The sequence below is a fragment of the Erwinia phyllosphaerae genome (assembly GCF_019132875.1).
In the GTDB taxonomy this organism is placed as follows: Bacteria; Pseudomonadota; Gammaproteobacteria; order Enterobacterales; family Enterobacteriaceae; genus Erwinia; species Erwinia phyllosphaerae.
Genome location: NZ_JAHSPF010000005.1, coordinates 174,356 through 197,952, shown reverse-complemented (window position 1 = coordinate 197,952; position 23,597 = coordinate 174,356). Strand labels below are relative to the sequence as shown.

General features: G+C 56.5%; 22 protein-coding genes and 1 riboswitch. Of the genes, 9 read left to right on the top strand and 13 right to left on the bottom strand.

Annotation, left to right across the window (positions count from 1 at the left end):
- Positions 1 to 10: 10 nt before the first annotated feature.
- Both KUE00_RS11100 and KUE00_RS11095 read right to left on the bottom strand, forming a co-directional pair.
- On the bottom strand, positions 11 to 1,093 hold the full coding sequence (locus tag KUE00_RS11100; RefSeq protein ID WP_246759945.1) for an ABC transporter substrate-binding protein: 1,083 nt from the start codon (positions 1,091 to 1,093) through the stop codon (positions 11 to 13).
- A complete protein-coding gene (locus KUE00_RS11095) occupies positions 1,090 to 3,498 on the bottom strand; it encodes a glycoside hydrolase family 3 C-terminal domain-containing protein (RefSeq protein ID WP_246759944.1) in 2,409 nt (802 codons plus the stop codon). The genes KUE00_RS11100 and KUE00_RS11095 overlap by 4 nt, the downstream gene beginning before the upstream one ends.
- A 348-nt stretch (positions 3,499 to 3,846) precedes the next feature.
- Here KUE00_RS11095 and KUE00_RS11090 point away from each other — a divergent pair, with 348 nt between their 5' ends.
- The gene (locus tag KUE00_RS11090; protein WP_246759943.1) at positions 3,847 to 4,797 is read left to right on the top strand and encodes a LysR family transcriptional regulator; all 951 of its coding nucleotides are present in this window, start codon (positions 3,847 to 3,849) and stop codon (positions 4,795 to 4,797) included.
- A 9-nt stretch (positions 4,798 to 4,806) separates the two neighbouring features.
- Here KUE00_RS11090 and argE read toward each other — a convergent pair whose 3' ends face one another.
- The 3 genes from argE to KUE00_RS11075 are packed head-to-tail and all read right to left on the bottom strand — an operon-like array spanning position 4,807 to position 7,052.
- On the bottom strand, positions 4,807 to 5,961 hold the full coding sequence (gene argE / locus KUE00_RS11085; RefSeq protein WP_246759942.1) for an acetylornithine deacetylase: 1,155 nt from the start codon (positions 5,959 to 5,961) through the stop codon (positions 4,807 to 4,809).
- The gene (locus tag KUE00_RS11080; RefSeq protein WP_246759940.1) at positions 5,954 to 6,631 is read right to left on the bottom strand and encodes a DUF1028 domain-containing protein; all 678 of its coding nucleotides are present in this window, start codon (positions 6,629 to 6,631) and stop codon (positions 5,954 to 5,956) included. The genes argE and KUE00_RS11080 overlap by 8 nt, the downstream gene beginning before the upstream one ends.
- A gap of 1 nt (position 6,632) precedes the next feature.
- Positions 6,633 to 7,052: a RidA family protein gene (locus tag KUE00_RS11075; protein WP_246759939.1), complete on the bottom strand. Its 420-nt coding sequence runs from the start codon at positions 7,050 to 7,052 to the stop codon at positions 6,633 to 6,635.
- Between the two features lie 226 nt (positions 7,053 to 7,278).
- On the opposite strand from KUE00_RS11075, the gene KUE00_RS11070 reads away from it, so the two are divergent.
- The 4 genes from KUE00_RS11070 to KUE00_RS11055 all read left to right on the top strand — a co-directional run bounded on the left by KUE00_RS11070 (position 7,279) and on the right by KUE00_RS11055 (position 11,178).
- Entirely contained in the window at positions 7,279 to 7,791 is a 513-nt protein-coding gene (locus tag KUE00_RS11070; RefSeq protein ID WP_246759937.1) for a flavin reductase family protein, read from the top strand.
- A gap of 65 nt (positions 7,792 to 7,856) precedes the next feature.
- The gene (locus KUE00_RS11065) at positions 7,857 to 8,666 is read left to right on the top strand and encodes an ABC transporter substrate-binding protein (protein WP_425523577.1); all 810 of its coding nucleotides are present in this window, start codon (positions 7,857 to 7,859) and stop codon (positions 8,664 to 8,666) included.
- Positions 8,667 to 8,687: 21 nt separating this feature from the next.
- Positions 8,688 to 10,229: an amino acid ABC transporter permease/ATP-binding protein gene (locus KUE00_RS11060; RefSeq protein WP_246759933.1), complete on the top strand. Its 1,542-nt coding sequence runs from the start codon at positions 8,688 to 8,690 to the stop codon at positions 10,227 to 10,229.
- A gap of 28 nt (positions 10,230 to 10,257) precedes the next feature.
- On the top strand, positions 10,258 to 11,178 hold the full coding sequence (locus tag KUE00_RS11055; RefSeq protein ID WP_246759931.1) for a nucleoside hydrolase: 921 nt from the start codon (positions 10,258 to 10,260) through the stop codon (positions 11,176 to 11,178).
- Positions 11,179 to 11,330: 152 nt separating this feature from the next.
- Here KUE00_RS11055 and parE read toward each other — a convergent pair whose 3' ends face one another.
- From parE to nudF, 5 genes are read right to left on the bottom strand one after another with little or no spacing between them, the layout of a single operon-like run.
- On the bottom strand, positions 11,331 to 13,226 hold the full coding sequence (gene parE, locus KUE00_RS11050; protein ID WP_246759930.1) for a DNA topoisomerase IV subunit B: 1,896 nt from the start codon (positions 13,224 to 13,226) through the stop codon (positions 11,331 to 11,333).
- 48 nt (positions 13,227 to 13,274) lie between these two features.
- Entirely contained in the window at positions 13,275 to 13,853 is a 579-nt protein-coding gene (gene yqiA / locus KUE00_RS11045; protein ID WP_246759928.1) for an esterase YqiA, read from the bottom strand.
- Position 13,854: 1 nt separating this feature from the next.
- Positions 13,855 to 14,682, bottom strand: a complete 828-nt coding sequence (gene cpdA, locus KUE00_RS11040; RefSeq protein WP_246759927.1) for a 3',5'-cyclic-AMP phosphodiesterase — start codon at positions 14,680 to 14,682, stop codon at positions 13,855 to 13,857.
- A gap of 34 nt (positions 14,683 to 14,716) precedes the next feature.
- A complete protein-coding gene (locus tag KUE00_RS11035) occupies positions 14,717 to 15,142 on the bottom strand; it encodes a DUF1249 family protein (protein WP_246759925.1) in 426 nt (141 codons plus the stop codon).
- A complete protein-coding gene (nudF, locus tag KUE00_RS11030; RefSeq protein WP_246759924.1) occupies positions 15,139 to 15,774 on the bottom strand; it encodes an ADP-ribose diphosphatase in 636 nt (211 codons plus the stop codon). The genes KUE00_RS11035 and nudF overlap by 4 nt, the downstream gene beginning before the upstream one ends.
- Positions 15,775 to 15,988: 214 nt before the next feature.
- On the opposite strand from nudF, the gene tolC reads away from it, so the two are divergent.
- From tolC to KUE00_RS11015, 3 genes are all read left to right on the top strand, one after another.
- Positions 15,989 to 17,467, top strand: coding sequence for an outer membrane channel protein TolC (tolC, locus tag KUE00_RS11025; RefSeq protein ID WP_246759923.1), 1,479 nt, complete (start codon positions 15,989 to 15,991; stop codon positions 17,465 to 17,467).
- 143 nt (positions 17,468 to 17,610) lie between these two features.
- On the top strand, positions 17,611 to 18,279 hold the full coding sequence (locus KUE00_RS11020; RefSeq protein WP_246760122.1) for a DUF1190 family protein: 669 nt from the start codon (positions 17,611 to 17,613) through the stop codon (positions 18,277 to 18,279).
- A gap of 2 nt (positions 18,280 to 18,281) precedes the next feature.
- Positions 18,282 to 19,442 carry a glutathionylspermidine synthase family protein gene (locus KUE00_RS11015; protein ID WP_246759922.1) on the top strand — a complete coding sequence of 387 codons (1,161 nt, stop codon included), beginning with the start codon at positions 18,282 to 18,284 and terminating at the stop codon, positions 19,440 to 19,442.
- Positions 19,443 to 19,446: 4 nt separating this feature from the next.
- Here KUE00_RS11015 and ygiD read toward each other — a convergent pair whose 3' ends face one another.
- Together ygiD and ribB are read right to left on the bottom strand one after the other, a co-directional pair.
- The gene (gene ygiD / locus KUE00_RS11010) at positions 19,447 to 20,229 is read right to left on the bottom strand and encodes a 4,5-DOPA-extradiol-dioxygenase (RefSeq protein ID WP_246759921.1); all 783 of its coding nucleotides are present in this window, start codon (positions 20,227 to 20,229) and stop codon (positions 19,447 to 19,449) included.
- Positions 20,230 to 20,722: 493 nt separating this feature from the next.
- Entirely contained in the window at positions 20,723 to 21,379 is a 657-nt protein-coding gene (gene ribB / locus KUE00_RS11005) for a 3,4-dihydroxy-2-butanone-4-phosphate synthase (protein ID WP_246759920.1), read from the bottom strand.
- A gap of 96 nt (positions 21,380 to 21,475) precedes the next feature.
- Positions 21,476 to 21,628, bottom strand: a riboswitch (FMN riboswitch).
- 147 nt (positions 21,629 to 21,775) lie between these two features.
- On the opposite strand from ribB, the gene ubiK reads away from it, so the two are divergent.
- The gene (gene ubiK / locus KUE00_RS11000; RefSeq protein WP_246759919.1) at positions 21,776 to 22,063 is read left to right on the top strand and encodes a ubiquinone biosynthesis accessory factor UbiK; all 288 of its coding nucleotides are present in this window, start codon (positions 21,776 to 21,778) and stop codon (positions 22,061 to 22,063) included.
- A gap of 55 nt (positions 22,064 to 22,118) precedes the next feature.
- Here ubiK and hldE read toward each other — a convergent pair whose 3' ends face one another.
- Positions 22,119 to 23,546, bottom strand: a complete 1,428-nt coding sequence (hldE, locus tag KUE00_RS10995) for a bifunctional D-glycero-beta-D-manno-heptose-7-phosphate kinase/D-glycero-beta-D-manno-heptose 1-phosphate adenylyltransferase HldE (protein WP_246759917.1) — start codon at positions 23,544 to 23,546, stop codon at positions 22,119 to 22,121.
- Positions 23,547 to 23,597 lie beyond the last annotated feature (51 nt).

Sequence of the window (23,597 nt, the reverse complement as noted above, 5' to 3'; positions counted from 1 at the left end):
GCCAGCGGCATCAGCTTATTACCCACTTTTCAAAGCGCTCGGTCAGCGCCACCTGATGCTCACCCCAGTAGTCCGCGCCCAGCAATGCCAGCCCCTTAATATGGTCGGGAGCCGTCGGCAGCATCAGCGCTTTCTGTTTGTCGATAAAGTCATAGGCTTTAACCGTGGTGGGTCCGCATGCCAGATCGCTGGTATAAAGCGACTGGCGCTTAGCGTCCATGCAGAACTGCACGAACTTACGGGCGGCGTCGACTTTCGGGCTGCCGTGCGGAATGGTGAAGCCGTCGATGTTGTAGAGCCCCTGCCCCCACGCAATAGAAGCTGGCGTCCCTGCGTCAATGGCGGTCTGGGCGCGCGTGCTCCAGATGCTCATCATATCCAGCTCGCCGCTCTGCAACATTTGCGTCGCCTGCGCGCCGCTGGTCCACCAGATATCAATGCTGCTGCGGATCTTATCCAGGCTGCGAAAGGCACGATCAACGTCCAGTGGATAGAGTTTGTCCGGCGCAACGCCATCCGCCATCAGCGCCAGTTCCAGCGTACAGACCGGGCTACGCCACAGGCCGCGACGGCCTTTAAATTTCGTGGTGTTCCAGAAGTCCGTCCAGTTGGTCGGCGCGTTACCCTGGGCGAAGGTATCGGTACGGTAGCCCAGCGCCAGCGCATAGATGCTGACGCCACCAAACTGCGGCGTTATTGCGCCTTTCACGTAGTTTTGCGGATCCGGCACCTGAATATGCAGATCTTCCAGATAGGGCTTGCCGAGCTTGTTTAGCCTGACCAGATGTTCCGGATTAAGCAGCGCCACGTCGAACAGGTAATTTTTGGTATCGACCATCATCTGAAACTGCGGCACCGGATCTGGCCCCAGCACGGTATTAATAATCTTGATGCCGGTCGCCTCTTCAAAAGGACGATAGAAAGCTTTGCCGAAGCCCGTTCCGTAAGGCCCGCCCACGTCGGCAACCGTCAGCGTGGTCACTTCCGCCGCCTGCGCTTTACGGCTGACCATCATCGGGGCTACGGCGGCCGTCGCCACAACGCCCAAACCCAGTTTCAGTGCATCACGGCGCGAATAGTGCTTGTCAGTCATGGTTTATTTCCTGCTGCGTAGTGCGGCATTGCTGCCGATGGGGAGGTTTCCTGTTCCCTGATAGCGGCGTTAACCGTCAGGATCAGGGTGTCGATGGCTTCGGGTGCAAAGCGCTGACGAAAGCGGCGATCAAAGGTAGTAAAAATGCTGAAAAACGAGTTTCTACAGTGTTCCAGCATGCGATCGGCATCGTCCGTGCTGACCACCAGCTGCTGCTGTAAAAAGCGATTAAAGTGTTCGCGCGCCAGCGGGTTATCCAGCACAAAGATGGGCTGCGTATCGCGTGAAATCAGGCGGTGACGCGCTACCTTACTTAGACAGTTCAGCGTTGCCCGCAAAGGAAGCTCGCGCGAATGCGGCCCAACGCTGAGGCAAAGCTCGCCCTCTTCCAGGATCCATTGCTGGCGGCCGGTGTGGTAGTAACGTAAATCGCTGGCCGGCACGGTCAGCGTAATGCGCCGCTGTTCGCCTGGCTGTAGCTCAACTTTACAGAAGGCGCGAAGCTCCTGTAGCGGGCGCGAGCGGCCTGTCGTGAGATAGTGGCTATAAAGCTGACAGACCTCTTTACCCGCGCGCTCGCCGGTATTGGTCAGCGTAAAGCTAACGTTAACCTCGTCGTTTTCGCGCAGGCTATCGCGGTCAAGGGTGATAGCGCTATAGGCAAAAGAGCTGTAGCTCAAGCCAAAACCGAAGGGGAACAGCGGCTCGATTTGACGCGCGTCATACCAGCGATAGCCGACGAATAGCCCTTCACTGTAGAAGTGACGGCCATTTTCGCCGGGATAGCTGTGCCAGCCGGGAATATCTTCCATACGTTGTGGAAAAGTAACGGTCAGCTTGCCGCTCGGATTGACCGCGCCAAAAAGTACGTCCGCCAGGCCACCGCCCATCGCCTGTCCGGCATAGAAAGTTTCGACTACCGCGCCAACCTGCGGCAGCCACGGCATGACGACCGCATCCGGATTGGCCAGCACCACGATAACGCGATCGTTAACGGCGGCGAGCGCGCGGATCAGTTCATCATGCCCCTGCTGTAGCCCCAGCGTGCGGCGGTCAGAACCCTCGCCGTCGTAGCCATCTTCGCTGTTAACGAAGACCACGACTTTATCTACCTCGTGCGCGGCGATACAGGCTTCATCAAGCAATCTTTGTTGCTGTGTCGCGTCATCACTACTGCCCTGTAGCCAGCTCACTGCGATTTCATCGCCGCAATAGTTCAGGATCTCCTGCCAGGGAATATCGACGCGCGTCGGCGTGGTGGTGGCGCAACCCGATCCCTGAATCACCGGTTTTTTGGCCCCTTCGCCAACTATCAGCAGTTTCTGGCAGCTTTTTTTCTCCAGCGGCAGCGTGTCGTCACGGTTTTTCAACAGCACTATTGATTCTGCGACCATGCGGCGCGCCAGCAGATGGTGAGCCTCGACGTCCATTGGCGTTTGCGGCTGCTCTGCCGCTTTAGCTCTCTGCACCAGCCGAAGAATCCGCGCCGCCGAGGTTTCCGCCGTAGCGCGTAGCGTGTCGTCCGTGGCCAACGCCTGTACCAGGCTGGCGCGGCGGGTTTCGCTTTCCGGCATATCCAGATCGTTGCCTGCCAGCAGCGCAGCGGGGCGATCTTTAATGCCGTGCCAGTCCGCAATCACCACGCCTTCAAAACCCCACTCGCTACGGAGCACCTCGTTCAGCAGCCAGCTGTTTTCTGCGGTGTGCACGCCGTTCAGCCGATTATAAGAACTCATTACCGTCCACGGCTGCGACTGTTTGATTGCCCGCTCAAAGCCACGCAGATAGATTTCGCGCAGTGCGCGCTCTTCCACGATTGAATCCATGCTGGTACGTTCGACTTCTGAATTGTTGCAGGCGAAATGCTTGAGCGAAGCGCCAACGCCGCGCTGCTGTAGCCCGTTGATAACGCCGCTGGCCAGCTCGCCGCTGATGAGAGGATCTTCAGAATAATATTCGTAGCTGCGGCCACCCAACGGCGTACGGCGAATATTGATGCCCGGCCCCAGCAGCACGTTGACGCCAAGATGCTGACACTCGCGGCCCAGCGCATCACCCAGGGTTTGCGCCAGCGCCACATCCCAGCTACAGGCAAAGCTGGAGCCATTCGGAAAGCAGGTTGCGGGTTTCATGGTGCCCCAGGCGACCTCGACATCTTTCGCCCGCTGGTTAACCACGTTCAGAAAGGCGGCAAAATCCTGGCCGCCCTTTTCGTCCTGCTCGATCTGCTGAATGGAGTAGCGTACGCCGTAGGTGCCGTCCGTCATTACCACTGATGGAATGCCCAGCCGCGCGTTGGCCGCGGTTTTCCACATGCCGTAGCCGCTGAGCTGCACGCCTAGCTCTTCCGGCGTCATCGATTTAGCCAGCGATAGAAATTCCCCGTGCTCAAACATAGCGCTCATGCCTTTACTCTTCCCCGTCAGGTGACGTGGCGAGCGATCGCCACGGAAACAGGCTTCACTATGGCCCGCTCCGAAAGCGCGGAGAAAGTAGTAATTTGCTTGTTACTAAGGTTAAAAAAACTATGCAGCGTGGGCATTAAGCCAGCAAAAAACCCTGTGGCGTTATTGCCCCGGAATGGCGCTTTTGAGACGGGAGTTGCACAATTTGAGCGCAGCCGCAGCGGCTTTTTTTGCTCTGTGCTGCATTTTTTACTGGCACGCTTATTGCTCTTCCTTAGCTAGATCGCTTTTTACTCTTTACCGAAAGCTCTGACCTATACAAATACTATCCAGAGAGAGCACCTGCCCATGGCCCATTTCACCCTCAGACAGTTGAAATACTTTATTACCGTGGTGGAGCATCACAGTATCGCCGAGGCGTCCCGCCATTTGCATATTGCCCAGCCTTCTATTTCTACCGCCATCAAAAGCCTGGAGGAGAGTTTTGAGCAACAGCTGTTTATCCGCCATCACGCACAGGGCGTCTCCCTGACGCCGAGCGGCCGCCGTTTTTATGAAAAGGCTGCAGAGCTTATCAGGATGTCGCGTCAGTTTGAGCAAAACGCCCGGGCGGATAACGATATGGTGGCGGGCACGCTATCGGTAGGCTGTTTTGAGACCGCCGCACCGCTCTATATGCCCAAGCTGATCGCCGGATTTAAAAAGCTCTATCCCAATATTGAAGTGCAGATTTACGACGGTGAGCAGCACGAGCTGACCGATGGCCTACATCGCGGCCGTTTTGATATGGCTATTCTTTATCGTCACGAGCTGGACAGCAGCATTCATGCCGAACAGTTAAAGGCTCCGCAAAAGCCCTACGCGCTGCTGCCTGACGATCATCCGCTGGCCCTGCGCGACAGCGTAAGTCTGGAAGAGCTGAGCCATGAGCCGATGATCCTGCTGGACGTAGTGCCGAGCCGCAACTATTTCCTGGATATCTTCAAGCAAAAGGGATTGTCGCCGAACGTCGCCTTCAGTTCCCCGTCGATTGAGATGGTACGCTGCATGGTTGGTCAGGGCTTTGGCTTTTCACTGTTGGTAACGCGGCCTTTTCCTGACTTTACCTATGACGGTAAGCGGGTGAAGCGAGTAACGATCCGCGATGAGATGGAGGGTTCTTGTCTGGTGATGGCGCATCTGCGGCATGCGGAGCCGACGCGCCCGACGCAGCTTTTTATGGATTACTGCCGCTCGCAGGAGCTGACGCCGGCCCACCTTAGCGGCAGTGAAAGAGTCCCGCAGGCGGCCCAGGCCTGACGCGCCATGTTACGTCGGTTCACGCAGCCAGCAACACAGGTCAGCCAAAAACGTGTCGCAGGCGGCCAGCTGAGGCAGGCTAACAAATTCGCCGGCCTTATGGCCCTGTGCCATTGAGCCTGGGCCGCAGATCAGCGTAGGGATGCCGAGCTGCTGGAACAGGCCGCCTTCAGTGCCAAAAGCAACGGTGTTGACGGCGGCGGGTGGCGGTAAGAGGGCCAGCACTTGCTCAAGCGTGGTCGCGGCCTGCGTTTGTAGACCCGGGTAATGACTTAACGGGGTAAAGGTAATATCGCAGCCGACGGCAATCTGCCGCATCTCTGGCAGCAGATGCTGCTGAGACCAGTGGATGATTTCATCGACCAGCGGCTGTACCGAAACGCCGGGCAGCGAGCGGATTTCAAAGTCGAACCAGCAGCGCTCAGGCACGATATTTAGCGCCTCGCCGCCGTGGATAACGCCCGTTTGCAGCGTGGAGAAAGGCGGATCGAACGCCGGATTGCGCTCCTGCTTCAGCCGCTCTGCCAGCGTCATTAATGACTGGATGATGCGCACCGCGTATTCGATGGCGTTAACGCCCTGCGGCGTATAGGCCGAATGAGCGGCATGGCCGGTGACCTCGCAACGCAGCGCAATTTTGCCTTTATGGCCGAAAACGGGACGCATTTCCGTAGGCTCGCCAACCAGGCAGAGCGCCGGCAATGTTTTTTGCGCCAGCCGTGCCAGCAGTGTCGGCACACCTTTGCAGCCTACTTCTTCATCGTGGCTGAAAGCGATCCAGACCGGCATGCGCAGCGGCTGTGCAATCAACTGCGGCACCAGCGCCAGCACGGCGGCAAGCCAACTTTTCATGTCGGCCGTGCCGCGACCAAAAAGTTTACCGTTCGTTTCACGCAGCACAAAAGGATCGCTGTGCCATTGCTGACCGCTGACCGGCACCACGTCGGTATGGCCCGAAAGCACAATGCCCGGCCGATCCTGCGGGCCGATAACCGCCAGCAGATTGGCCTTCTCGCCGCTGGCGTCGGCAATCATTTCGCTGTCGATACCGTAGCGCGCCAGGTAGCGCTGCACGTAATCAATCAGCGCCAGATTGCTGTCGCGGCTGACCGTGGCGAAAGCGATAAGGTCTGCCAGCAGCTCGCGGGTGGCTGGATTACTCATCGCCGGGCACGCCATAGCGAGGTGCTTCGGCAGGATTGATGGCGCGGGCCAGATAGGCTTCGCTCTGCGGCTGCCACCGCTGCCAGAGCCGCGCCAGTTCGCCAATTGCATCCTGCTCGTGCCAGTCAATGCGCAGATCGGTAAGCGGCCAGCTCTCGCTGCTGACGATTTTGATGCCGGCTGAAGCTACCGGCCCGGCTTCGCCACCTTCGCGTAAACCGGCCTGTAAAGCGGCGATCAGGCGGTCGCCCAGCGCCAGCGTGGTATCAGCGCAAAACTGGCTGACCATCGCCTCAATGACACCGGTGTTTGCCAGCATATTACCTGCGGCAACGCAGTTCAGGCCCTGGCGGCTATGGTGCACGCCCAGGGTACGCGAGCCACAGAAAACGGCGCTTTGGCCGTGACGGTCCAGCACCGTGACCTGCCGCCAGTCGGCCCAGGGTTCCGCGTCCATTACCGCTTTGAGTGCGGACCCGGCGTTCTCATGCTGCGCCAGACGTTGCAGGATGGCCGGGCCTATCGAGGGCAGCGTGACGTTCTGGCTGGAAACCGCGCCCACGCCGCTCATCAGCCATGGACAGCGCGCCGCTACGGCCATGCTGGAGGAGCTGAGCGCGATGCCGTACTGGCCGCTGCGTGGACAAAAACCGGCAATAGAAAAAGTCATGTTATGCCTCCGGGATCACGGCGATAACGTCAATTTCCACCAGCCACTGCGGCTGCGCCAGCGCCGAAACTACCAGGCCGGTAGAAATGGGAAAAACGCCGCGCAGCCATTTGCCGGTGACCTGATAAACCGCCTCGCGGTAGCGCGGATCGATGATGTAAGTAGTGGTTTTAACAATATGGCTCAGGTCGCTGCCCGCTTCGGCCAGCAGCTGTTGAATATTTTTCATCGCCTGCTCAGCCTGTAAACCGGCATCGCCCAGCCCGACCAGATTACCGGCGAAATCGGTGCCGACCTGACCGCGCACGTAAACGGTGTTGCCAGCCCGCACCGCCTGACACAGATCGTTATCCAGCGTCTGGTTGGGATAGGTGTCTTTGGTATTGAACATGCGAATGCGGGTATGGGTTGGTTGGCTCATGGGCGATTCCCTCTGGGCAAAAGTGACGCTGGCACTGCCGCCAGCTTAAGCCTCATTTTTGTGCTTTAGCGCCGGGAAAATAAATAAGGTTTTTTCTCTGTAGAAGCTAAGGAAAAACTGGCCTGTTACTGCCTCGTTTTTTTGGTGCCTTAGCATAAAAAAATACGCATTTATCTTTTGCGGACGCCATGAACATACTCAGACTTCACTTGCACAGGAATTCGCTATGGTCTCTACCGTTCAGGCTCTGCCGTCGATTGCCCGCAACGCTTTTATCAACGCGATGGAGAGCTGCGTGACCGGCGTCGCCATCGCGGCCAGCGATGGCCCCGGCGGCCAGGCTGGCTGCACTGTTACCACTTTTGCTTCACTTTGTGCCGAGCGTCGGCTGCTGGTTATTGTACTGCCGTCCGATCAGCCTTTTGGCTCGGTTGTGCAGGCTAACGGCTGCTTTTGCGTCAACGTACTGGCTGAGGGACAGAAAGCGCTGGCTTCGCTGTTCACGAAAATGTCCCCGACCAGCGAAGCCTTTACGCATGGTAGCTGGCAAAGCAGCGCTGAAGGTAATCCGCTCCTGTCCGGTGCTGTCGCCAGCCTTGACTGTTTGCTGGTGGAACGGCTGACGCTGTACGGCTGCGTTCTGCTGACGGGAGAGGTCACAACCGTTTATCGCCACCACGGCACGCCGCTGGCCAGACAGGCACGGCAGTTTGTCCTGATCCAGCGCGATCAGCATTAAAAATAAGGTCCGGCGATGAGCATGCGCCGGGCTAAAAACTGACTCACCTGCACCGGAGAATAATGATGATTAACTTTCGCCACCTTGCTACCGCCGCCGTTTTTTCTGTTGCCGCCGCTGGCGCTCAGGCCGCAGTAATGACGCCGGGAAAACTTATGGTCGGTACCGATATGACCTTTCCGCCCTATGAGTACCTGGATGGCAAAACGCCGGCCGGTTTTGATATCGAATTTATTAACGGCGTGGCGCAGGCGATGAAGCTTCAGCCCGTGTATGTCGATACGCGCTTTACCAGCCTGATCCCGGGTCTTCAGTCAAAACGCTATGAGCTGATCGCTTCCGCGCTGTTTATCACGCCGGAACGCCAGAAGATCATTGAGATGATCCCCTATCTAAAAACCGGCGAGTCGCTAATTACGTTGCAGAGCAGCAGCTTTAAACCGAAAAAACCAGAGGAGCTTTGCGGCCATAAAGTGGGCTCTATGCAGGGCACCTACTGGCTGGAAAAACTGCACGCGCTTTCTACAGACTACTGCGCGAAACAGGGTCTGAAGCCAATTATGGTCAGCGAATACTCCACCGATCCGCAGACCACGCAGGCGCTGCTTTCCCACGCGGTTGAAGTACAAATGACCGATGCCGCGGTCGCCAGCCAGCTGGTGGCAAAGATGCGTGGCCGCCTGGCGGTGAGCTCAGATTCGCTGCTTTATCCTGTGCTGATTGGGCTGGGCGTCAGCAAAGAGAATACGGCATTTAAACAGCAGCTTATCGACGGTATCGCCGCCTATAAGGCCAGTGGCAACTACGCCACGCTGTTACAGAAGTACCACCTGGCGGAACCGCAGGATGCCGATGTCAAGGCGCTGAAACCTTAATCCCTGGTGCCAGGAGCTGATATGACTTTCGACTGGAACTACTTACTAAGCCTGCTTGACGATGCAGATTTCTGGCTGGCGACCTGGACGGTCATCAAGCTGAGCCTGGCAAGCTGGATCATCAGCATCGTGCTGGGTTTTGTGCTGGCGCTGGGCAAGCAGGCCTCGCGCCCCTGGCTGTCACTGCCCGCCCGCGCTTATATCTGGCTGTTTCGCAGTTTGCCGCTGCTGGTGCTGCTGATTTTTGTCTATAACCTGCCGCAGGCGCTGCCCGGCACGAGCGGCCTGCTCAGCGATCCTTTCTGGGCCGGGCTGATTGCGCTGGTATTGAGCGAAACGGCCTATATTGCCGAAATTCATCGCGGCGGCCTGCTGGCTATTCCCAAAGGCCAGCGGGAAGCCGCGCGGGCGCTAGGATTGCGCTATGTAGGCATCCAGTGGCGCGTGGTGATCCCGCAGGCGCTGCGCGTGGCGCTGCCGTCGCTGGCCAATGAGTATATTTCTATCGTCAAGCTTAGCTCGCTGGTGTCCGTGATCTCGCTTACCGAGATCCTGATGGTTGGCCAACGCCTCTATTCGCAGAATTTTCTGGTAATGGAAACCATGGCGGCGGTGGCATTTTATTATGTCTTTATCGTGACGGTATTCGACTTCTTGCTGAAGCGACTGGAGCGCTATCTGGACGTGACCCGCAGGAACAGCGCCCGCAAGCCCGATACCGCTTTGACCACGCTGGCAGCCAGGCCTTTTTCCGCCGCCGTGCGCCAGACCGTGGGCGAGGCACCTGCTTTACAGGCGGCAAAATTGCATAAAGCCTATAACAATGTGGAAGTGCTGGGCGCGGTAAGCCTACAGGTTCAGCCGGGCGAAGTGGTTTCCGTGATTGGCCCTTCCGGCTCGGGAAAAACCACCCTGATCCGCTTACTGAACGGTCTGGAACAGATCGATAACGGCGAAATCCGCATCAACGGCCAGCCTTTTATCCGCCTTAGCCAGCAGGGCGCGCACCGGCCGCGCTTTATTGAGCACGACGAACATCGGTTAAATATTGGAATGGTATTCCAGAGCTTTAATCTGTTTCCTCACCTTACCGTGATGAACAATCTGCTGTTGGCTCCGCGCTATCATCGTCTGGCGCCGCTTAGCGAGCTGAAGCATCACGCCTGCGTGCTGCTGCAAAAGGTTGGCATGCTGGAGCACGCATTTAAATATCCGCATCAGCTTTCCGGCGGCCAGCAACAGCGCGTCGCCATCGCCCGTGCGCTGATGATGCGCCCGCAAATTATGCTGTTTGACGAACCGACTTCCGCGCTGGATCCTGAAAAGGTCAACGAGGTGTTAAAGGTAATTGAAAACCTGGCGGGTGAAGGCATTACGATGATAATTGTGACGCACGAGATGAATTTCGCCTTCAAGGTCTCCGATCGCATTGTCTTTATGGAGAAAGGCCGCGTGGTCTGCGATGATGCCCCGGACGCTCTGCGCGGCGGCGACCATCCTCGCGTCAGCGCCTTCCTGAAAGACGTACATTTTTCGCCCGAGCTGGACGCCTTGCCGCGCTAGCCCTCTTCGTTTATTGAGCGAGCATGCGATGAAAAAAATCATCTTTGATACGGATATCGGTGTGGACGACGCTTTTGCACTGGCCTGCGCCGCCAGGACCCAGCAGATCCTCGGCATTACGACCGTGTTCGGTAACGTAGCGGTCGGCCAGGCGGTGAAAAACGCCCGCCTTTTTTCGCAGCTGATTGGCTGTAACGCGCCAGTGTTTCGCGGCTGCTCGCGTCCGCTGGCGCTCTCTCCTTCGGCCAGCGCCACAACGGTACACGGTGGCGATGGATTAGGCGACGTGCTGGACAATCCCTTTGATGAAGAGGCGGGCAACGCCGTCAGCTTTATTATCGACACCGTCAGGGCGCTGCCGCACGAAGTAACGCTGGTGGCTATCGGCCCGCTGACCAATATCGCCGCCGCAATCAACCTGGCGCCCGATATCATTCCGCTGGTAAAAGAGCTGGTGATGATGGGCGGTGCCTTTGGCACTAACGGCCACGCGGGAAACGTGACGCCGCACAGCGAGTTTAATATCTGGAAGGATCCGCATGCCGCCGATCAGGTGTTTTCTTCCGCCCTGCCCGTGACCGTGCTGCCGCTGGACGTGACCCACGAGGTGCTGATTACCGGTGACGAGATCCGGGCGCTGAACATGCCGGTTTTAGAGCAGATTTCCAGAGGCTATCTGCAATACAGCCTGGCGCGGGAAGGATTTGAAGGCATGGCGCTGCACGATACGCTGACGATTTTATGGCTGACGCATCCCGAGCTTTTTGTCACCGTCAGCGCACCGGTGCGGGTGGTTACGGAAGGCATTACGCTGGGACAAACCCTGCATAAAGTCAGCCCGCTCGCCTCCCGCTTCGATCCCTATGCAGACTGCCGCGCGCAAACCCTCTGCCTGGGCGTAGAGGCTGAAAAGGTGAAGGCGGCTTTTCTGGCGATTTTGCAGCGTTAGCGAGTTGCCGTCGCGCGGGAATAGAGGCAATGGATGCGCCGCTTTCCTGAGCGAAAACGGGGGGTATCGCCGTCGCGCGGAAATAAAGGCGGTGCTTAAAAACAAAAAACCCGGTTCAGCTGAACCGGGTTTTCCTCACTGGCAACCGATCTTTAAACCTCGATTTCCGCCGTGTGGCCCTTTTCCTGCAGCCAGTTGCGGCGATCTTCCGAGCGTTTCTTCGCCAGCAGCATGTCCATCACCGCCAGCGTCTGTTCCACTTCATCATCATCGATGGTTAACTGCACCAGACGACGGGTGTTAGGATCCAGCGTGGTTTCGCGCAGCTGAAGTGGGTTCATCTCACCCAGCCCTTTAAAGCGCTGCACGTTAGGCTTGCCTTTCTTGCGCTTCAGCTGATCCAGAATGCCCGCTTTCTCTTCCTCATCCAGCGCATACCAGACTTCCTTGCCCAGATCGATGCGGTAGAGCGGCGGCATCGCCACGTAGACGTGACCGTTTTTGACCAGCGCGCGGAAATGGCGCACAAAGAGTGCGCAGAGCAGCGTGGCAATATGCAAACCATCGGAGTCCGCATCGGCCAGGATACAGATTTTGCCGTAGCGCAGCTGGCTCATATCTTCGCTGTCGGGATCGATGCCGATAGCCACGGAAATATCGTGAACTTCCTGCGACGCCAGCACTTCGTCAGAAGAGACTTCCCAGGTATTCAGGATTTTCCCCTTCAGCGGCATAATCGCCTGATATTCACGATCGCGCGCCTGCTTGGCCGAGCCGCCTGCGGAATCCCCTTCCACCAGAAAAAGCTCCGTGCGGTTTAAGTCCTGCGCGCTACAGTCCGCCAGCTTACCTGGCAGCGCCGGGCCGCTGGTTAACTTTTTACGTACGACCTTCTTCGCGGCGCGCATACGTCGCTGCGCGCTGGAGATGGCCAGCTCGGCCAGCATTTCTGCCGCCTGTACGTTCTGGTTCAGCCACAGGCTAAAGGCGTCTTTGACCACGCCGGAAACAAACGCCGCACACTGGCGAGAAGAGAGGCGCTCTTTAGTCTGACCGGCAAACTGTGGATCCTGCATTTTTACCGACAGGACGTAAGCGCAGCGATCCCAGATATCTTCCGCCGACAGCTTCACGCCGCGCGGCAGAATATTACGGTATTCGCAAAACTCGCGCATGGCGTCCAGCAAGCCCTGGCGCAGGCCGTTAACGTGCGTGCCGCCCTGCATGGTCGGGATCAGGTTGACGTAGCTTTCCGTCAGCAGCTCGCCGCCTTCCGGCAGCCACAGCAGCGCCCAATCGACCGCTTCAATATCGCCCGCAAAGGAGCCAACGAAAGGTTGTTCCGGCAGCGTCGGCAGGCCGTTGACCGCCTCTGACAGGTAGTCCGTCAGGCCGTCGGCGTAGCACCAGCTCTGCTCTGTGTTGTTGACCTTGTCTTTAAAGACGATTTCCACGCCCGGACAGAGCACGGCTTTCGCCTTCAGCAGATGGCTCAGGCGCGAAACGGAAAAGCGCGGGCTGTCAAAAAACGACGCATCAGGCCAGAAGCGCACGCGCGTGCCGGTGTTGCGTTTGCCGACGGTGCCCGTGACGTGCAGATCCTGCACTTTATCGCCGTTTTCAAACGCCATTTCGTAAACTTCAGCGTTACGGCGTACGGTCACTTCCACGCGCGTTGACAGAGCATTGACCACCGAAATCCCCACGCCGTGCAGGCCGCCGGAGAACTGGTAGTTTTTATTCGAAAATTTACCGCCCGCATGCAGACGGCAAAAGATCAGTTCAACTGCCGGCACGCCTTCTTCCGGATGGATATCCACCGGCATGCCGCGCCCGTCATCAATGACTTCTAATGACTGATCGGCGTGCAGGATTACTTCGACGCGTTTGGCGTGGCCCGCCAGCGCTTCATCCACGCTGTTATCGATCACTTCCTGACCTAAATGATTAGGGCGTGACGTGTCGGTATACATTCCCGGACGGCGACGAACGGGTTCAAGGCCGCTGAGTACCTCAATGGAGTCAGCGTTATAGCTGGATTGAGTCATCGTATAAATCTTGGTGGCTAGAGAATGAGTAGGTCTCCGCGTCCCGCCTCAGGCCGACAGGCCCAGGAAATCAAGGATCGGGGAGAAATGGCGTTCGAATCCGATAAAAGCATGATTGCCGCCCTCTTCAACCGTCTGGCGGCAGGCGCTGTAGTAGCCCACAGCCTGGCGGTAATCGAGCACTTCGTCGCCCGTTTGCTGCAGCAGCCAGAGCAAATCCGGCGACTCTAACGGGTCAATCTGCATTACTTTCAGATCGTAAATATGGCGTGACTCTAACACATAATGCTGACCGGTGTACGGGTTCTGATTCAGCCCCAGATAATCCACCAGCAGCTCAAAAGGCCGCACCGCCGGATTGACCACCACGGCCGGCAGCGTGAAGCATTGCGAAAGCCAGGTCGCGTAATAGCCGCCCAGCGACGAGCCCACAATACCCACCGCTTCGCCCGACAGGCCCATAATCAGGTTTTCGAGCATGAGCGCCGCATCTGCGGGAAAAGGCGGCAGCTGCGGCACTTCTACCTGAATCTGCGGATGGTGCGTCGCCAGCCACTGCCGGAACTGCGTCGCCTTGGCGGACAGAGGCGAGCTGTTAAACCCGTGCAGATAAATCAGCGTGGCCATCTTAATATCCTTCCGAATCGAGATCGGGATTAAACGCGCGCGTCTGCAGGCGTTCAACCTGAGTCTCTACCCGACCGTCCGTATACAAATCCAGCCAGCGCCAGCCCGGTGCTTCGGAATCAATCGTAAAATTGGTGCAGTGCGGTTTGAACTGCACGCAGGTGGAAGGCGTGGCCAGCAGGCGACGGCCGTTCCAGTCGAGATCTAAATCCTGATGAATATGGCCGCAAAGCAGCGTGGTCGCCAGCGGATAGCGTTGCAGGACTGCTTCCAGCATATGCGGATTGCGCAGGCTGTGCTGATCGAGCCAGCTGCAACCTGAAGGCAGCGGATGATGATGCAGCAGCACCAGCGTATGGCGTTCAGGCGCAATCGCCAGCGTCTTTTCCAGCCAGTCCAGTTGATAGTCGCTTAGCTCGCCGTACGGTACGCCGAAAACCTGACTGTCCAGCAGGACGATTTGCCAGTGGTCGCCCAGCAGTACGTGCTTTTCGTCCGCGATTTGCGCTTCGGCCAGCGTGTTAAACATGGCGGGCTGGAAATCGTGATTGCCCGGCAGCCAGACGCAGGGCGCAGGCAGACGAGCGATGCCCTCAGCAAAATGCTGATAGGCTTCGACAGTATGGTCCTGCGCCAGATCGCCAGTTGCGACGATCAGATCGTACGGCTGTTCGCAGGCGGAGACGGCCTGCAGCACCGCGTCAAAACTGGCCCAGGTGTTCACACCCAGCAGCGTTTCATGTTTACCTGCAAAAAGATGAGTGTCGGTTATCTGCAGAACTCTTGCCCGGAAACCACTCTCCACAGGAAGTTTTAACAGGCTATCCAATCAAAATCCTTAGGGTTAACGCTGTTCCGCTGACCTACCATACCGGAACAGCCATTGCGCCGTGCGCCAAACAGTAGCGCAGCCAGTCTGCAAGAAACTGGTTTATCTGGTGCTTTTCATCACGCTGATGCAGCTTTTTATTTGGATAATCATAGCGTGCTTTAAAGCGATAGATCTGCTGAGTTGAACACACTTCCGCCACCATCGCATCGTGATAGAGCCGTACGGACATGGCCGGCAGGCTCCAGTAACTCACGGCTGGCGCGGTCTGCTTTATTTCTACCAGCGTAGTGTAACGCGTTGATTCCTGGATAGTCACCGTATAACTTGCCCCGTTGACCTGCCAGGTGACTGACTCTCCCGCCCGATCTTCTTTCGGCAGCAGACGACGCAGCTGCGCGAAATTGGTTTCGCAGATCCGCATCATTTCAGGGAAATCAGGCACGTAGCGCTTTATCATTCGTTTTTCCACTCGTCTCTTAGTTTTTTATGATGCAGTTCCAGCCATTGCAGAGCGATGACCGAGGCCGCGTTGTCTATTCTCCCCTCTTCCACCCACCGGTAAGCCTGCTCACGGCTTACCACGTGCACAAGAATATCCTCATTCTCTTCCTCCAGACCGTGGTTTCCCTGCGCCACGCTGGCATCCACTTCGCCCACCAGAATCTCCAGCCGCTCGCTGGTGCCGCCAGGGCTCGACAAATAGCTGAGCACTGGCTTAACGCGAGCGGGTTTGATTCCGGCTTCTTCTACTGCTTCACGCCGTACAACCTCTTCCGGCGTTTCGCCCGGTTCGATAATACCGGCCACTAATTCTAACAGCCAGGGCGTTGGGCTGCTGTCAAAAACAGGAATACGGATTTGCTCAATCAGCACAACCCGATCGCTGATGGGATCGTAAGGCAGCAGCACGGCAGCATGACCGCGTTCAAAAACTTCCCGCGCGACTTCTTTGCTCATACCGCCGTTAAACAGACGATGACGGAAGCGGTAACGAGTGAGCGAAAAAAAACCTTTGTAGCATGTTTCTCGTGCGATAATTTCTACATCGTTTTTGGTGAAAGTCACCGGGTATTTTTTCTCGTCGCTCATCGTTTGTTCTCCTTTATCGATATTGCGGAAAATGCAAAATGGCCGCCAGAATCCGCCAGGCTGGTAGTACTTAATGATTAATTTAAGTAAATTGTGGCAACATGGCACTTTCAGCCAACTTATCTTTTTTGTTTACTCTGGTAGAATCGGCGATAATTTTTTTGGCTTACAACAGCGCTACCATAGCAACATTGCTGCACAACAAGGAATGCAAATGAAGAAACTGCTCCCTTTACTTATCGGCCTGGGCCTGGGCGGCTTCAGCGTCGCCAGCCAGGCGGAAAATCTGCTGCAGATCTATCAGCAGGCTCGCTTGTCTAACCCTGATCTTCGCAGTTCTGCAGCCGATCGCGATGCCGCGTTTGAGAAAATCAACGAAGCACGCAGCCCTTTACTGCCTCAGCTGGGCCTGGGTGCTGATTATACTTACAACAACGGTTATCGTGACAGCAGTGGTCTGCACTCCAACACGACCAGCGGTACGCTGCAGCTGACGCAGACCATTTTCGATATGTCGAAATGGCGTGCGCTGACGCTGCAGGAGAAAACGGCAGGTGTTCAGGACGTCACCTACCAGACCGCGCAGCAGAACCTGATTCTTAATACCGCTACCGCTTATTTTAACGTATTAAACGCTATCGACACGCTTTCCTATACCGAAGCGCAGAAACAGTCGATCTACCGTCAGCTGGATCAAACCACCCAGCGCTTTAATGTTGGCCTGGTGGCGATTACTGACGTACAGAACGCGCGCGCGCAGTATGACAGCGTGCTGGCCAGTGAGGTAACGGCCCGCAATAACCTGGACAACAATCTTGAAACGCTGCGCCAGGTAACCGGTAACTACTATTTAAGCCTGGCCTCGCTTAACGTAGACAGCTTTCAAACGCAAAAGCCGCAGCCGGTTAACGCGCTGCTGAAAGAAGCGGAAAGCCGTAACCTTAACCTGCTTTCCGCGCGTCTGAACCAGGATCTGGCACGCGAGCAGATCCGCTACTACGAAACCGGCCACATGCCTACGCTGGATTTAACGGCGCAGTCCGGTTTATCCAACAGCAAATATGGCGGCAGCCGCGCCAACAGCGCCGCCTATCAGGACAGCATCTCCGGTTCCAACCAGGTGGGCCTGAGCTTTACGCTACCGCTGTATAGCGGCGGTTCCGTGACGTCGCAGGTGAAGCAGGCGCAGTATTCTTATGTTGCCGCCAGCGAGCAGCTGGAGAGCGCGCACCGTACCGCAGTACAGACCGTACGCTCCTCCTTCAATAACGTTAATGCTTCTATCAGCAGCATCAACGCCTATAAGCAGGCTGTGGTCTCGGCGCAAAGCTCGCTGGATGCGATGGAAGCGGGTTATCAGGTTGGTACGCGCACTATCGTTGACGTGCTGGATGCCACCACCACGCTTTACAACGCCAAGCAACAGCTCTCCAACGCGCGTTACAGCTATATGATTAACGAGCTGAATATTAAATCGGCTCTGGGCACGCTGAACGAGCAGGATCTGCAAATGCTGAACAGCCGTCTGGGCAAAGAAGTGCCTACCTCGCCAGAAGCGGTTGCACCGGAAAATACGCAGCAGGATGCAGCAGCAAACGGCACGCAGACTGCGGCTTCGCCTGCGGTGCAGCGCGCTGCGGCTCCGGCTCCGGCTGCTGCACGTACGCATAGCGGCAACCCCTTCCGCCACTAAGCGTTTTGGGGCAGCGACGCTGCCCCTTTTAATTTCAAACGTATAACTAAGTAAAGATCCCTTACCAACCCTTACCTGTTGCTTCATTTTCCACCGTCGTTCCCCTATCCTAAGCAGTACCTTTGGGCTCAGGACGAAATATGATGAAACGGACAAAAAAAATTAACCATGCCTCCTTTCGCAAAAGCTGGAGCGCACGTCACCTTACACCGGTAGCCCTGGCGGTTACCGCGGTGTTTATGCTTGCCGGCTGTGAAAAAACGGATGAAACCGTCTCGCTGTATCAGAACGCCGATGACTGTTCTTCAGCCAATCCCGGCAAGAGCGAGCAGTGCACCACTGCTTACAATAATGCCAAAAAAGAGGCGGAGAAGACCGCGCCAAAATATGCTACCCGCGAAGACTGCGTGGCGGAATTTGGCGAAGGCCAGTGTCAGAAAGCGCCTGCTCAGGCCGGGGTCGGCACGACCAATGCAGAGTCGCAGCAAAGCGGCAGCTTCTGGATGCCTTTAATGGCGGGTTATATGATGGGACGCCTGATGGGCGGCGGTGCAGGCTTTGCGCAGCAGCCGCTGTTTACCTCACGCTCGCCGGGCAGCCCGGCCAACGGCAAATTCGTTGACGCCAGCGGTAAAAGCTTTGGTGCCGCCACGCCGGGCCGCACTATGACCGTACCAAAATCCGCGCTGGCGCCAAAACCAATGACCACCAGCACGGTAACGCGCGGCGGCTTTGGTGAAAGCGTCGCGAAGCAGTCCACTATGCAGCGCAGCAGCGCAACGTCCGGTTCCCGCCGGACTTTCGGAGGTTAAACGTGCAACGTCTGGCTATTGCAGAACGCCCCGACTGGCGCGAAAAAGCCACTGAATACGGCTTTCGCTTCCACACCATGCACGGCGAGCCCTACTGGTGCGAAGATGCTTATTACCAGTTCACGCTGCAGCAGATTGAGAGGCTGGAAGACGTAACCGGCGAACTGCATCAGATGTGTTTACAGGTGGTGGACAAAGTGGTCAACAGCGAAGAGCTGCTGGCTAAGTTCCGCATTCCAAAGCATACCTGGGATTTTGTCCGCACATCCTGGAAGACCAGCCAGCCTTCGCTCTATTCGCGTCTGGATCTGGCATGGGACGGTCATGGCGATGCTAAACTGCTGGAGAATAACGCCGATACGCCAACTTCTCTGTACGAGGCGGCTTTTTTCCAATGGATCTGGCTGGAGGATCAGCTCAGCGCTGGGCGGCTACCTGCCGGTAGCGATCAGTTCAATAGCCTTCAGGAGAAGCTGATAGAGCGCTTTGCGGCACTGCATCAGCAGCACGGCTTCAGCTGGCTGCATTTTGCCTGCTGCCGCGATACGGATGAAGATCGCGGCACGGTGCAATATCTGCAGGATTGTGCGACGGAAGCGGGCTTGCCGAGCGAGTTTCTCTATATCGACGAAATTGGCCTGGGCGAAAAAGGCCAGTTTACCGATGTTCACGACCAGGTGATTAGCAATCTCTTCAAGCTCTACCCCTGGGAGTTTATGCTGCGGGAAACCTTTTCTACCAAGCTGGCCGACGCGGGCGTGCGCTGGCTGGAGCCGGGCTGGAAAAGCATTATTTCCAATAAGGCACTGCTGCCGCTGCTGTGGAAAATGTTTCCCAATCATCCTAACCTGCTGCCCGCTTATTTTGCTGAAGACAGCGTCCCGGCGATGGATAGATATGTGGTTAAACCGCTATTTTCACGTGAAGGCGCCAACATCCGCATTGTGGAAAACGGCAAAGAGATCGCTCGCGCAGATGGCCCTTATGGTGAAGAAGGCATGATCGTTCAGCAGTTCCATCCGCTACCAAAGTTTGGCGACAGCTATACGCTTATCGGTAGCTGGCTGATAGACGATCTGCCAGCCGGTATTGGTCTGCGTGAAGATCGTGCCCTGATCACCCAGGATCTTTCGCGCTTTTATCCGCATACGTTTATTGAGTAAGCTTTCAGCCAATCTTTACCGAAAGCATACTTAGCGAAGCCATCTCCAGCCCGTCTACCGGTATGGACACGGCTTCGCCCGGCAGCCGTGCGCCCAGCACGTAAAGCAACGGCAGATAGTGCTCAGGCGTCGGATTAGAAAGTCCGGCCCCCTCATGCTGCATAAAGTTAACCAGCGGATGCTCCTCCGCTGCGCCTTCCCATGCCAGATTGTCGCGAACATAGTTATTAAACGACGCGGCCCAGTCATAAGGTTCCGCCTGTGCCGCCCAGCGAGCCATACGCAAATTGTGCACCACGTTGCCGCTGGCGACGATCATGATGCCCTGCTCACGTAGCGCGGCCAGCTTGCGGCCCAGTTCAAAATGGTATGCGGCAGGTTTCGTCCCGTCCACGCTAAGCTGCACCACCGGGATATCCGCTTCCGGGTACATTTTTATCAACACGCCCCAGCTACCGTGATCGAAGCCCCACTCGCGATCCAGCTGCACGTCTACGGGAGCAAGCGCTTCCGCCACTTTTTTTGCTAATGAAGGGGACCCCGGCGCGGGATAGCGCGTATCAAATAGTGCCTGTGGAAAGCCGCCAAAATCATGGATGGTGCGGGGGTTTTCCATTGCGGTTACCGCCGTGCCGCGCGTGTACCAGTGTGCGGAGACGGCAATAATCCCTTTCGGGCGCGGCAGATCTTGTCCCAGCTTGCGCCAGGCTTCGGTATATACATTTTCTTCCAGCACGTTCATCGGGCTGCCGTGTCCCAGAAATAGCGCAGGCATCGAATGCGTCATGATAATTCCTCTGAGTAACTTTATAGCCACCAGGTTACGCTCTTTTTTGCCTGGATAAACCCGGATAAGCCTGATGATGATCGTCAGTAATTTTGAGTAAAAAAAATGCTTTTCCAGAGGTTTTTTATTAACAAGCTGTGGGCATGAGCGTCGTACCAGACAAAGATCCACGCTATGACGTACAGACAGGTATGGGGTGCATGCCTGTTTAATGTTGTAACGACTTACAGCGCAGCAAGCAAAGGCGGAATAAAGAGAACAGGCGCGAAGTAAAGAGAGCAAGGTGCGGAGCAAAGAGTGCAAGGAGCGAAGTAAAAAGAGCAAGATGCGAAGTAAAAAAGCAGGTGCGGAGTAAAGAAGCAGGATCAAGAGCGTGGTGCAGGCGGGCGTTCAGGTTCAGTTAATGGTTTTTCAGATTGCTAATAGCCCGATCCCGCCGTAGCGGGATCCTGGCAAGGCTGTTAACGCAGTGCGGGTAAACAGCCGAAATAGCCTAGCTTGCCTGACGCGTTTCGCGGCTACGGCGCCAGGCAACCAGATCGTCAATGGTGACGACCGGCATAGCGTGCTGCTTTGCAAATTCGATAGCTTCCGGCGCGTGTGCCATAGAGCCATCGTCATTGGTCAGCTCGCACAGTACGCCAGCGGGTTTGAAGCCGGCCAGCGTAACCAGATCGATAGTGGCTTCCGTATGGCCGCCGCGGGTCAATACGCCGCCTTCGCGCGCGCGCAGAGGAAACACGTGTCCCGGACGATGTAAATCGCTCGGTTTGGCGTTATCAGCAATAGCGGCGCGGATAGTGGTAATGCGATCTGTAGCAGAAACGCCGGTGGTGACGCCTTCCGCCGCTTCAATGGTGACGGTAAAACCGGTACCAAAAGAGCTGGTATTGTTTTCCACCATCATCGGCAGTTCAAGCTGGCGGCGACGTTCTTCAGTCAGGCACAGGCAAACAATGCCGCTGCCGTGTCTGATGGTCAGCGCCATCTGCTCAACGGTCATGGTTTCTGCGGCGAAAATCATATCGCCTTCGTTTTCACGATCTTCATTATCTAACACCATCACGCCACGCCCGTTGCGTAAGGCGTCGATGGCACGTTCAACACGCTGTTCCGGCGTGCCAAATTCAGAAAGAAGCGTCTGATTCATGGTAAGTAATCCTTTGTTTTCTATGAGTTACCAGAATCAGGGCGAACTTAGGAGCGCAAAAAATAACGGCGAGGCGGGTATAAGCCCGACAGGATACGTTACCCTCTCCCATCCGGACTTTAACCGTCGGCCCCGGAATTACACCGGATCTGCTGACCTTCAGACCTGGAAGATCTGAAGCGCTCGCGGGCTTTCAGCCGTAGCTGATTTACCGCCGGTGGGGAATTTCGCCCCGCCCTGAGAATAAGCCCGTTTACTATAACGCCGAAAAAATAGCAGGGCAACGAACAAAACAGGCAAATCCTTAGCCATTTTGTCGCTTTGGCGTTTTTGGGTTTAACCTTTCAGGTTATGGCATTACACTTAACAAAACTTTGTCGCTATCAGGAAGCCGCCATGATTGACCCAAAAAAAATTGAACAACTTGCCCGCCAGGTTCATGAATCTATGCCAAAAGGGATCCGCGAGTTTGGCGACGACGTCGAGAAGAAGATTCGTCAGACCTTACAGTCACAGCTGACCCGTCTGGATCTGGTTAACCGCGAAGAGTTTGACGTGCAGACGCAGGTACTGCTGCGCACCCGCGAAAAACTGGCGGCGCTGGAAAGCCGCATTGCCGAGCTGGAAAGCCGTCACGTGGATAACACGCCGAAAGAAGTGTTGAAAACAGAAGATATGCAGTAAATTTTCTGACAAGGTGCCGCGATTATCACGGCACCCTGGTCGGTTACGTTCAGACTTACTTTTTCGACTGAATCGCCTTAATGATGTTGCTGGTAGAGATACCGTCTTCGAAATTCAGCACGCGCACTTCGCCGCCGTTTGCCCAAACTTCTTCACTGCCCGCAATCTCTTCCGGTTTGTAATCGCCGCCTTTTACCAGCAGGTCCGGCAGAATATCGGCAATCACTCGCTGCGGCGTATCCTCTTCAAACGCCACCACCCAGTCGACGGCTTCCAGCGCGCCTAACACGATCATGCGGTTTTCCAGCGGATTGACCGGACGGCTTTCGCCTTTCAGCCGTTTGGTAGAGGCGTCGCTGTTAACGGCCACGATCAGGCGGTCGCCGAGCTTACGCGCGTTGGCAAGATAGGAAACGTGCCCGGCATGCAGAATGTCAAAGCAGCCATTGGTCATCACCACTTTTTCGCCGCGACGACGCGCCAGCGCAACCGCATCTTTTAACTGCGCTTCCGTCATCACGCCAAAGCCTGATTCAGGACGGGCGCGAATCGCGTTTTCCAACTCAACCGTGGAGACGGTGGACGTACCCAGCTTGCCTACCACCACGCCTGCGGCGGCGTTAGCTAAAAAGCAGCTCTCTTCCAGCGTATTGCCTGCGGCCAGCGCGGCGGCCAGCACGCCAATGACCGTATCGCCTGCGCCAGTTACGTCATACACTTCCTGCGCCTGCGTAGGTAAATGGAAAGGCTCTTTGCCAGGCTGCAACAGCGTCATGCCGTTTTCCGAACGCGTAACCAGCAGCGCCGACAGCTCAAACTGCTGCATCAACGCCATGCCACGCTCGACAATTTCCGCTTCGTCTTTGCACTTACCCGCTACCGCTTCAAATTCTGAAAGGTTTGGCGTCAGGATAGTCGCGCCGCGATAACGTTCAAAATCCGTGCCTTTGGGATCGACCAGCACCGGTACGTTTGCCTCGCGGGCGATACGAATAATGCTTTCCACGCTGGCCAGCGCGCCTTTGGCATAGTCTGAAAGCACCAGAGCGCCCGCCGCCGGTAGCGCCTGACGAATGCGCTGATGCAGCGGTTCGACGTCAATGCCGTCAAATCCCTCTTCAAAGTCCAGACGGATCAGCTGCTGGTTGCGGGACAGCACGCGCAGTTTGGTGATGGTTGGATGCGTGGTAACGGCCACAAAATCACACTGCACGTTAACGTTGGTCAGCGTTTCATTCAGCGCGCGCGCGGCATCGTCCACGCCGGTCAGGCCGACCAGACAAGAGCTGGCGCCAAGCGAGGCAATGTTCATCGCCACGTTGGCCGCGCCGCCGGGACGCTCTTCCACATTGTCTACCTTCACCACCGGAACCGGAGCTTCGGGAGAGATACGGCTGGTTGGCCCATACCAGTAGCGATCCAGCATCACGTCGCCAACAACCAGAACACCCGCACGGTTAAAATCGGGCAGCGTAATTTTCATTCCAGATACTCCAGGCTGCAATCAGTCAAAAAATAGTGCGCGCGATGATAG

Excerpts from the sequence above, each read along its gene's own strand:
- KUE00_RS11100 (WP_246759945.1), bottom strand. The coding sequence starts at position 1,093 with ATGACTGACAAGCACTATTCGCGCCGTGATGCACTGAAACTGGGTTTG.
- KUE00_RS11095 (WP_246759944.1), bottom strand. The coding sequence starts at position 3,498 with ATGAGCGCTATGTTTGAGCACGGGGAATTTCTATCGCTGGCTAAATCG.
- KUE00_RS11090 (WP_246759943.1), top strand. The coding sequence starts at position 3,847 with ATGGCCCATTTCACCCTCAGACAGTTGAAATACTTTATTACCGTGGTG.
- argE (WP_246759942.1), bottom strand. The coding sequence starts at position 5,961 with ATGAGTAATCCAGCCACCCGCGAGCTGCTGGCAGACCTTATCGCTTTC.
- KUE00_RS11080 (WP_246759940.1), bottom strand. The coding sequence starts at position 6,631 with ATGACTTTTTCTATTGCCGGTTTTTGTCCACGCAGCGGCCAGTACGGC.
- KUE00_RS11075 (WP_246759939.1), bottom strand. The coding sequence starts at position 7,052 with ATGAGCCAACCAACCCATACCCGCATTCGCATGTTCAATACCAAAGAC.
- KUE00_RS11070 (WP_246759937.1), top strand. The coding sequence starts at position 7,279 with ATGGTCTCTACCGTTCAGGCTCTGCCGTCGATTGCCCGCAACGCTTTT.
- KUE00_RS11065 (WP_425523577.1), top strand. The coding sequence starts at position 7,857 with ATGATTAACTTTCGCCACCTTGCTACCGCCGCCGTTTTTTCTGTTGCC.
- KUE00_RS11060 (WP_246759933.1), top strand. The coding sequence starts at position 8,688 with ATGACTTTCGACTGGAACTACTTACTAAGCCTGCTTGACGATGCAGAT.
- KUE00_RS11055 (WP_246759931.1), top strand. The coding sequence starts at position 10,258 with ATGAAAAAAATCATCTTTGATACGGATATCGGTGTGGACGACGCTTTT.
- parE (WP_246759930.1), bottom strand. The coding sequence starts at position 13,226 with ATGACTCAATCCAGCTATAACGCTGACTCCATTGAGGTACTCAGCGGC.
- yqiA (WP_246759928.1), bottom strand. The coding sequence starts at position 13,853 with ATGGCCACGCTGATTTATCTGCACGGGTTTAACAGCTCGCCTCTGTCC.
- KUE00_RS11035 (WP_246759925.1), bottom strand. The coding sequence starts at position 15,142 with ATGATAAAGCGCTACGTGCCTGATTTCCCTGAAATGATGCGGATCTGC.
- nudF (WP_246759924.1), bottom strand. The coding sequence starts at position 15,774 with ATGAGCGACGAGAAAAAATACCCGGTGACTTTCACCAAAAACGATGTA.
- tolC (WP_246759923.1), top strand. The coding sequence starts at position 15,989 with ATGAAGAAACTGCTCCCTTTACTTATCGGCCTGGGCCTGGGCGGCTTC.
- KUE00_RS11020 (WP_246760122.1), top strand. The coding sequence starts at position 17,611 with ATGAAACGGACAAAAAAAATTAACCATGCCTCCTTTCGCAAAAGCTGG.
- ygiD (WP_246759921.1), bottom strand. The coding sequence starts at position 20,229 with ATGACGCATTCGATGCCTGCGCTATTTCTGGGACACGGCAGCCCGATG.
- ribB (WP_246759920.1), bottom strand. The coding sequence starts at position 21,379 with ATGAATCAGACGCTTCTTTCTGAATTTGGCACGCCGGAACAGCGTGTT.
- ubiK (WP_246759919.1), top strand. The coding sequence starts at position 21,776 with ATGATTGACCCAAAAAAAATTGAACAACTTGCCCGCCAGGTTCATGAA.
- hldE (WP_246759917.1), bottom strand. The coding sequence starts at position 23,546 with ATGAAAATTACGCTGCCCGATTTTAACCGTGCGGGTGTTCTGGTTGTT.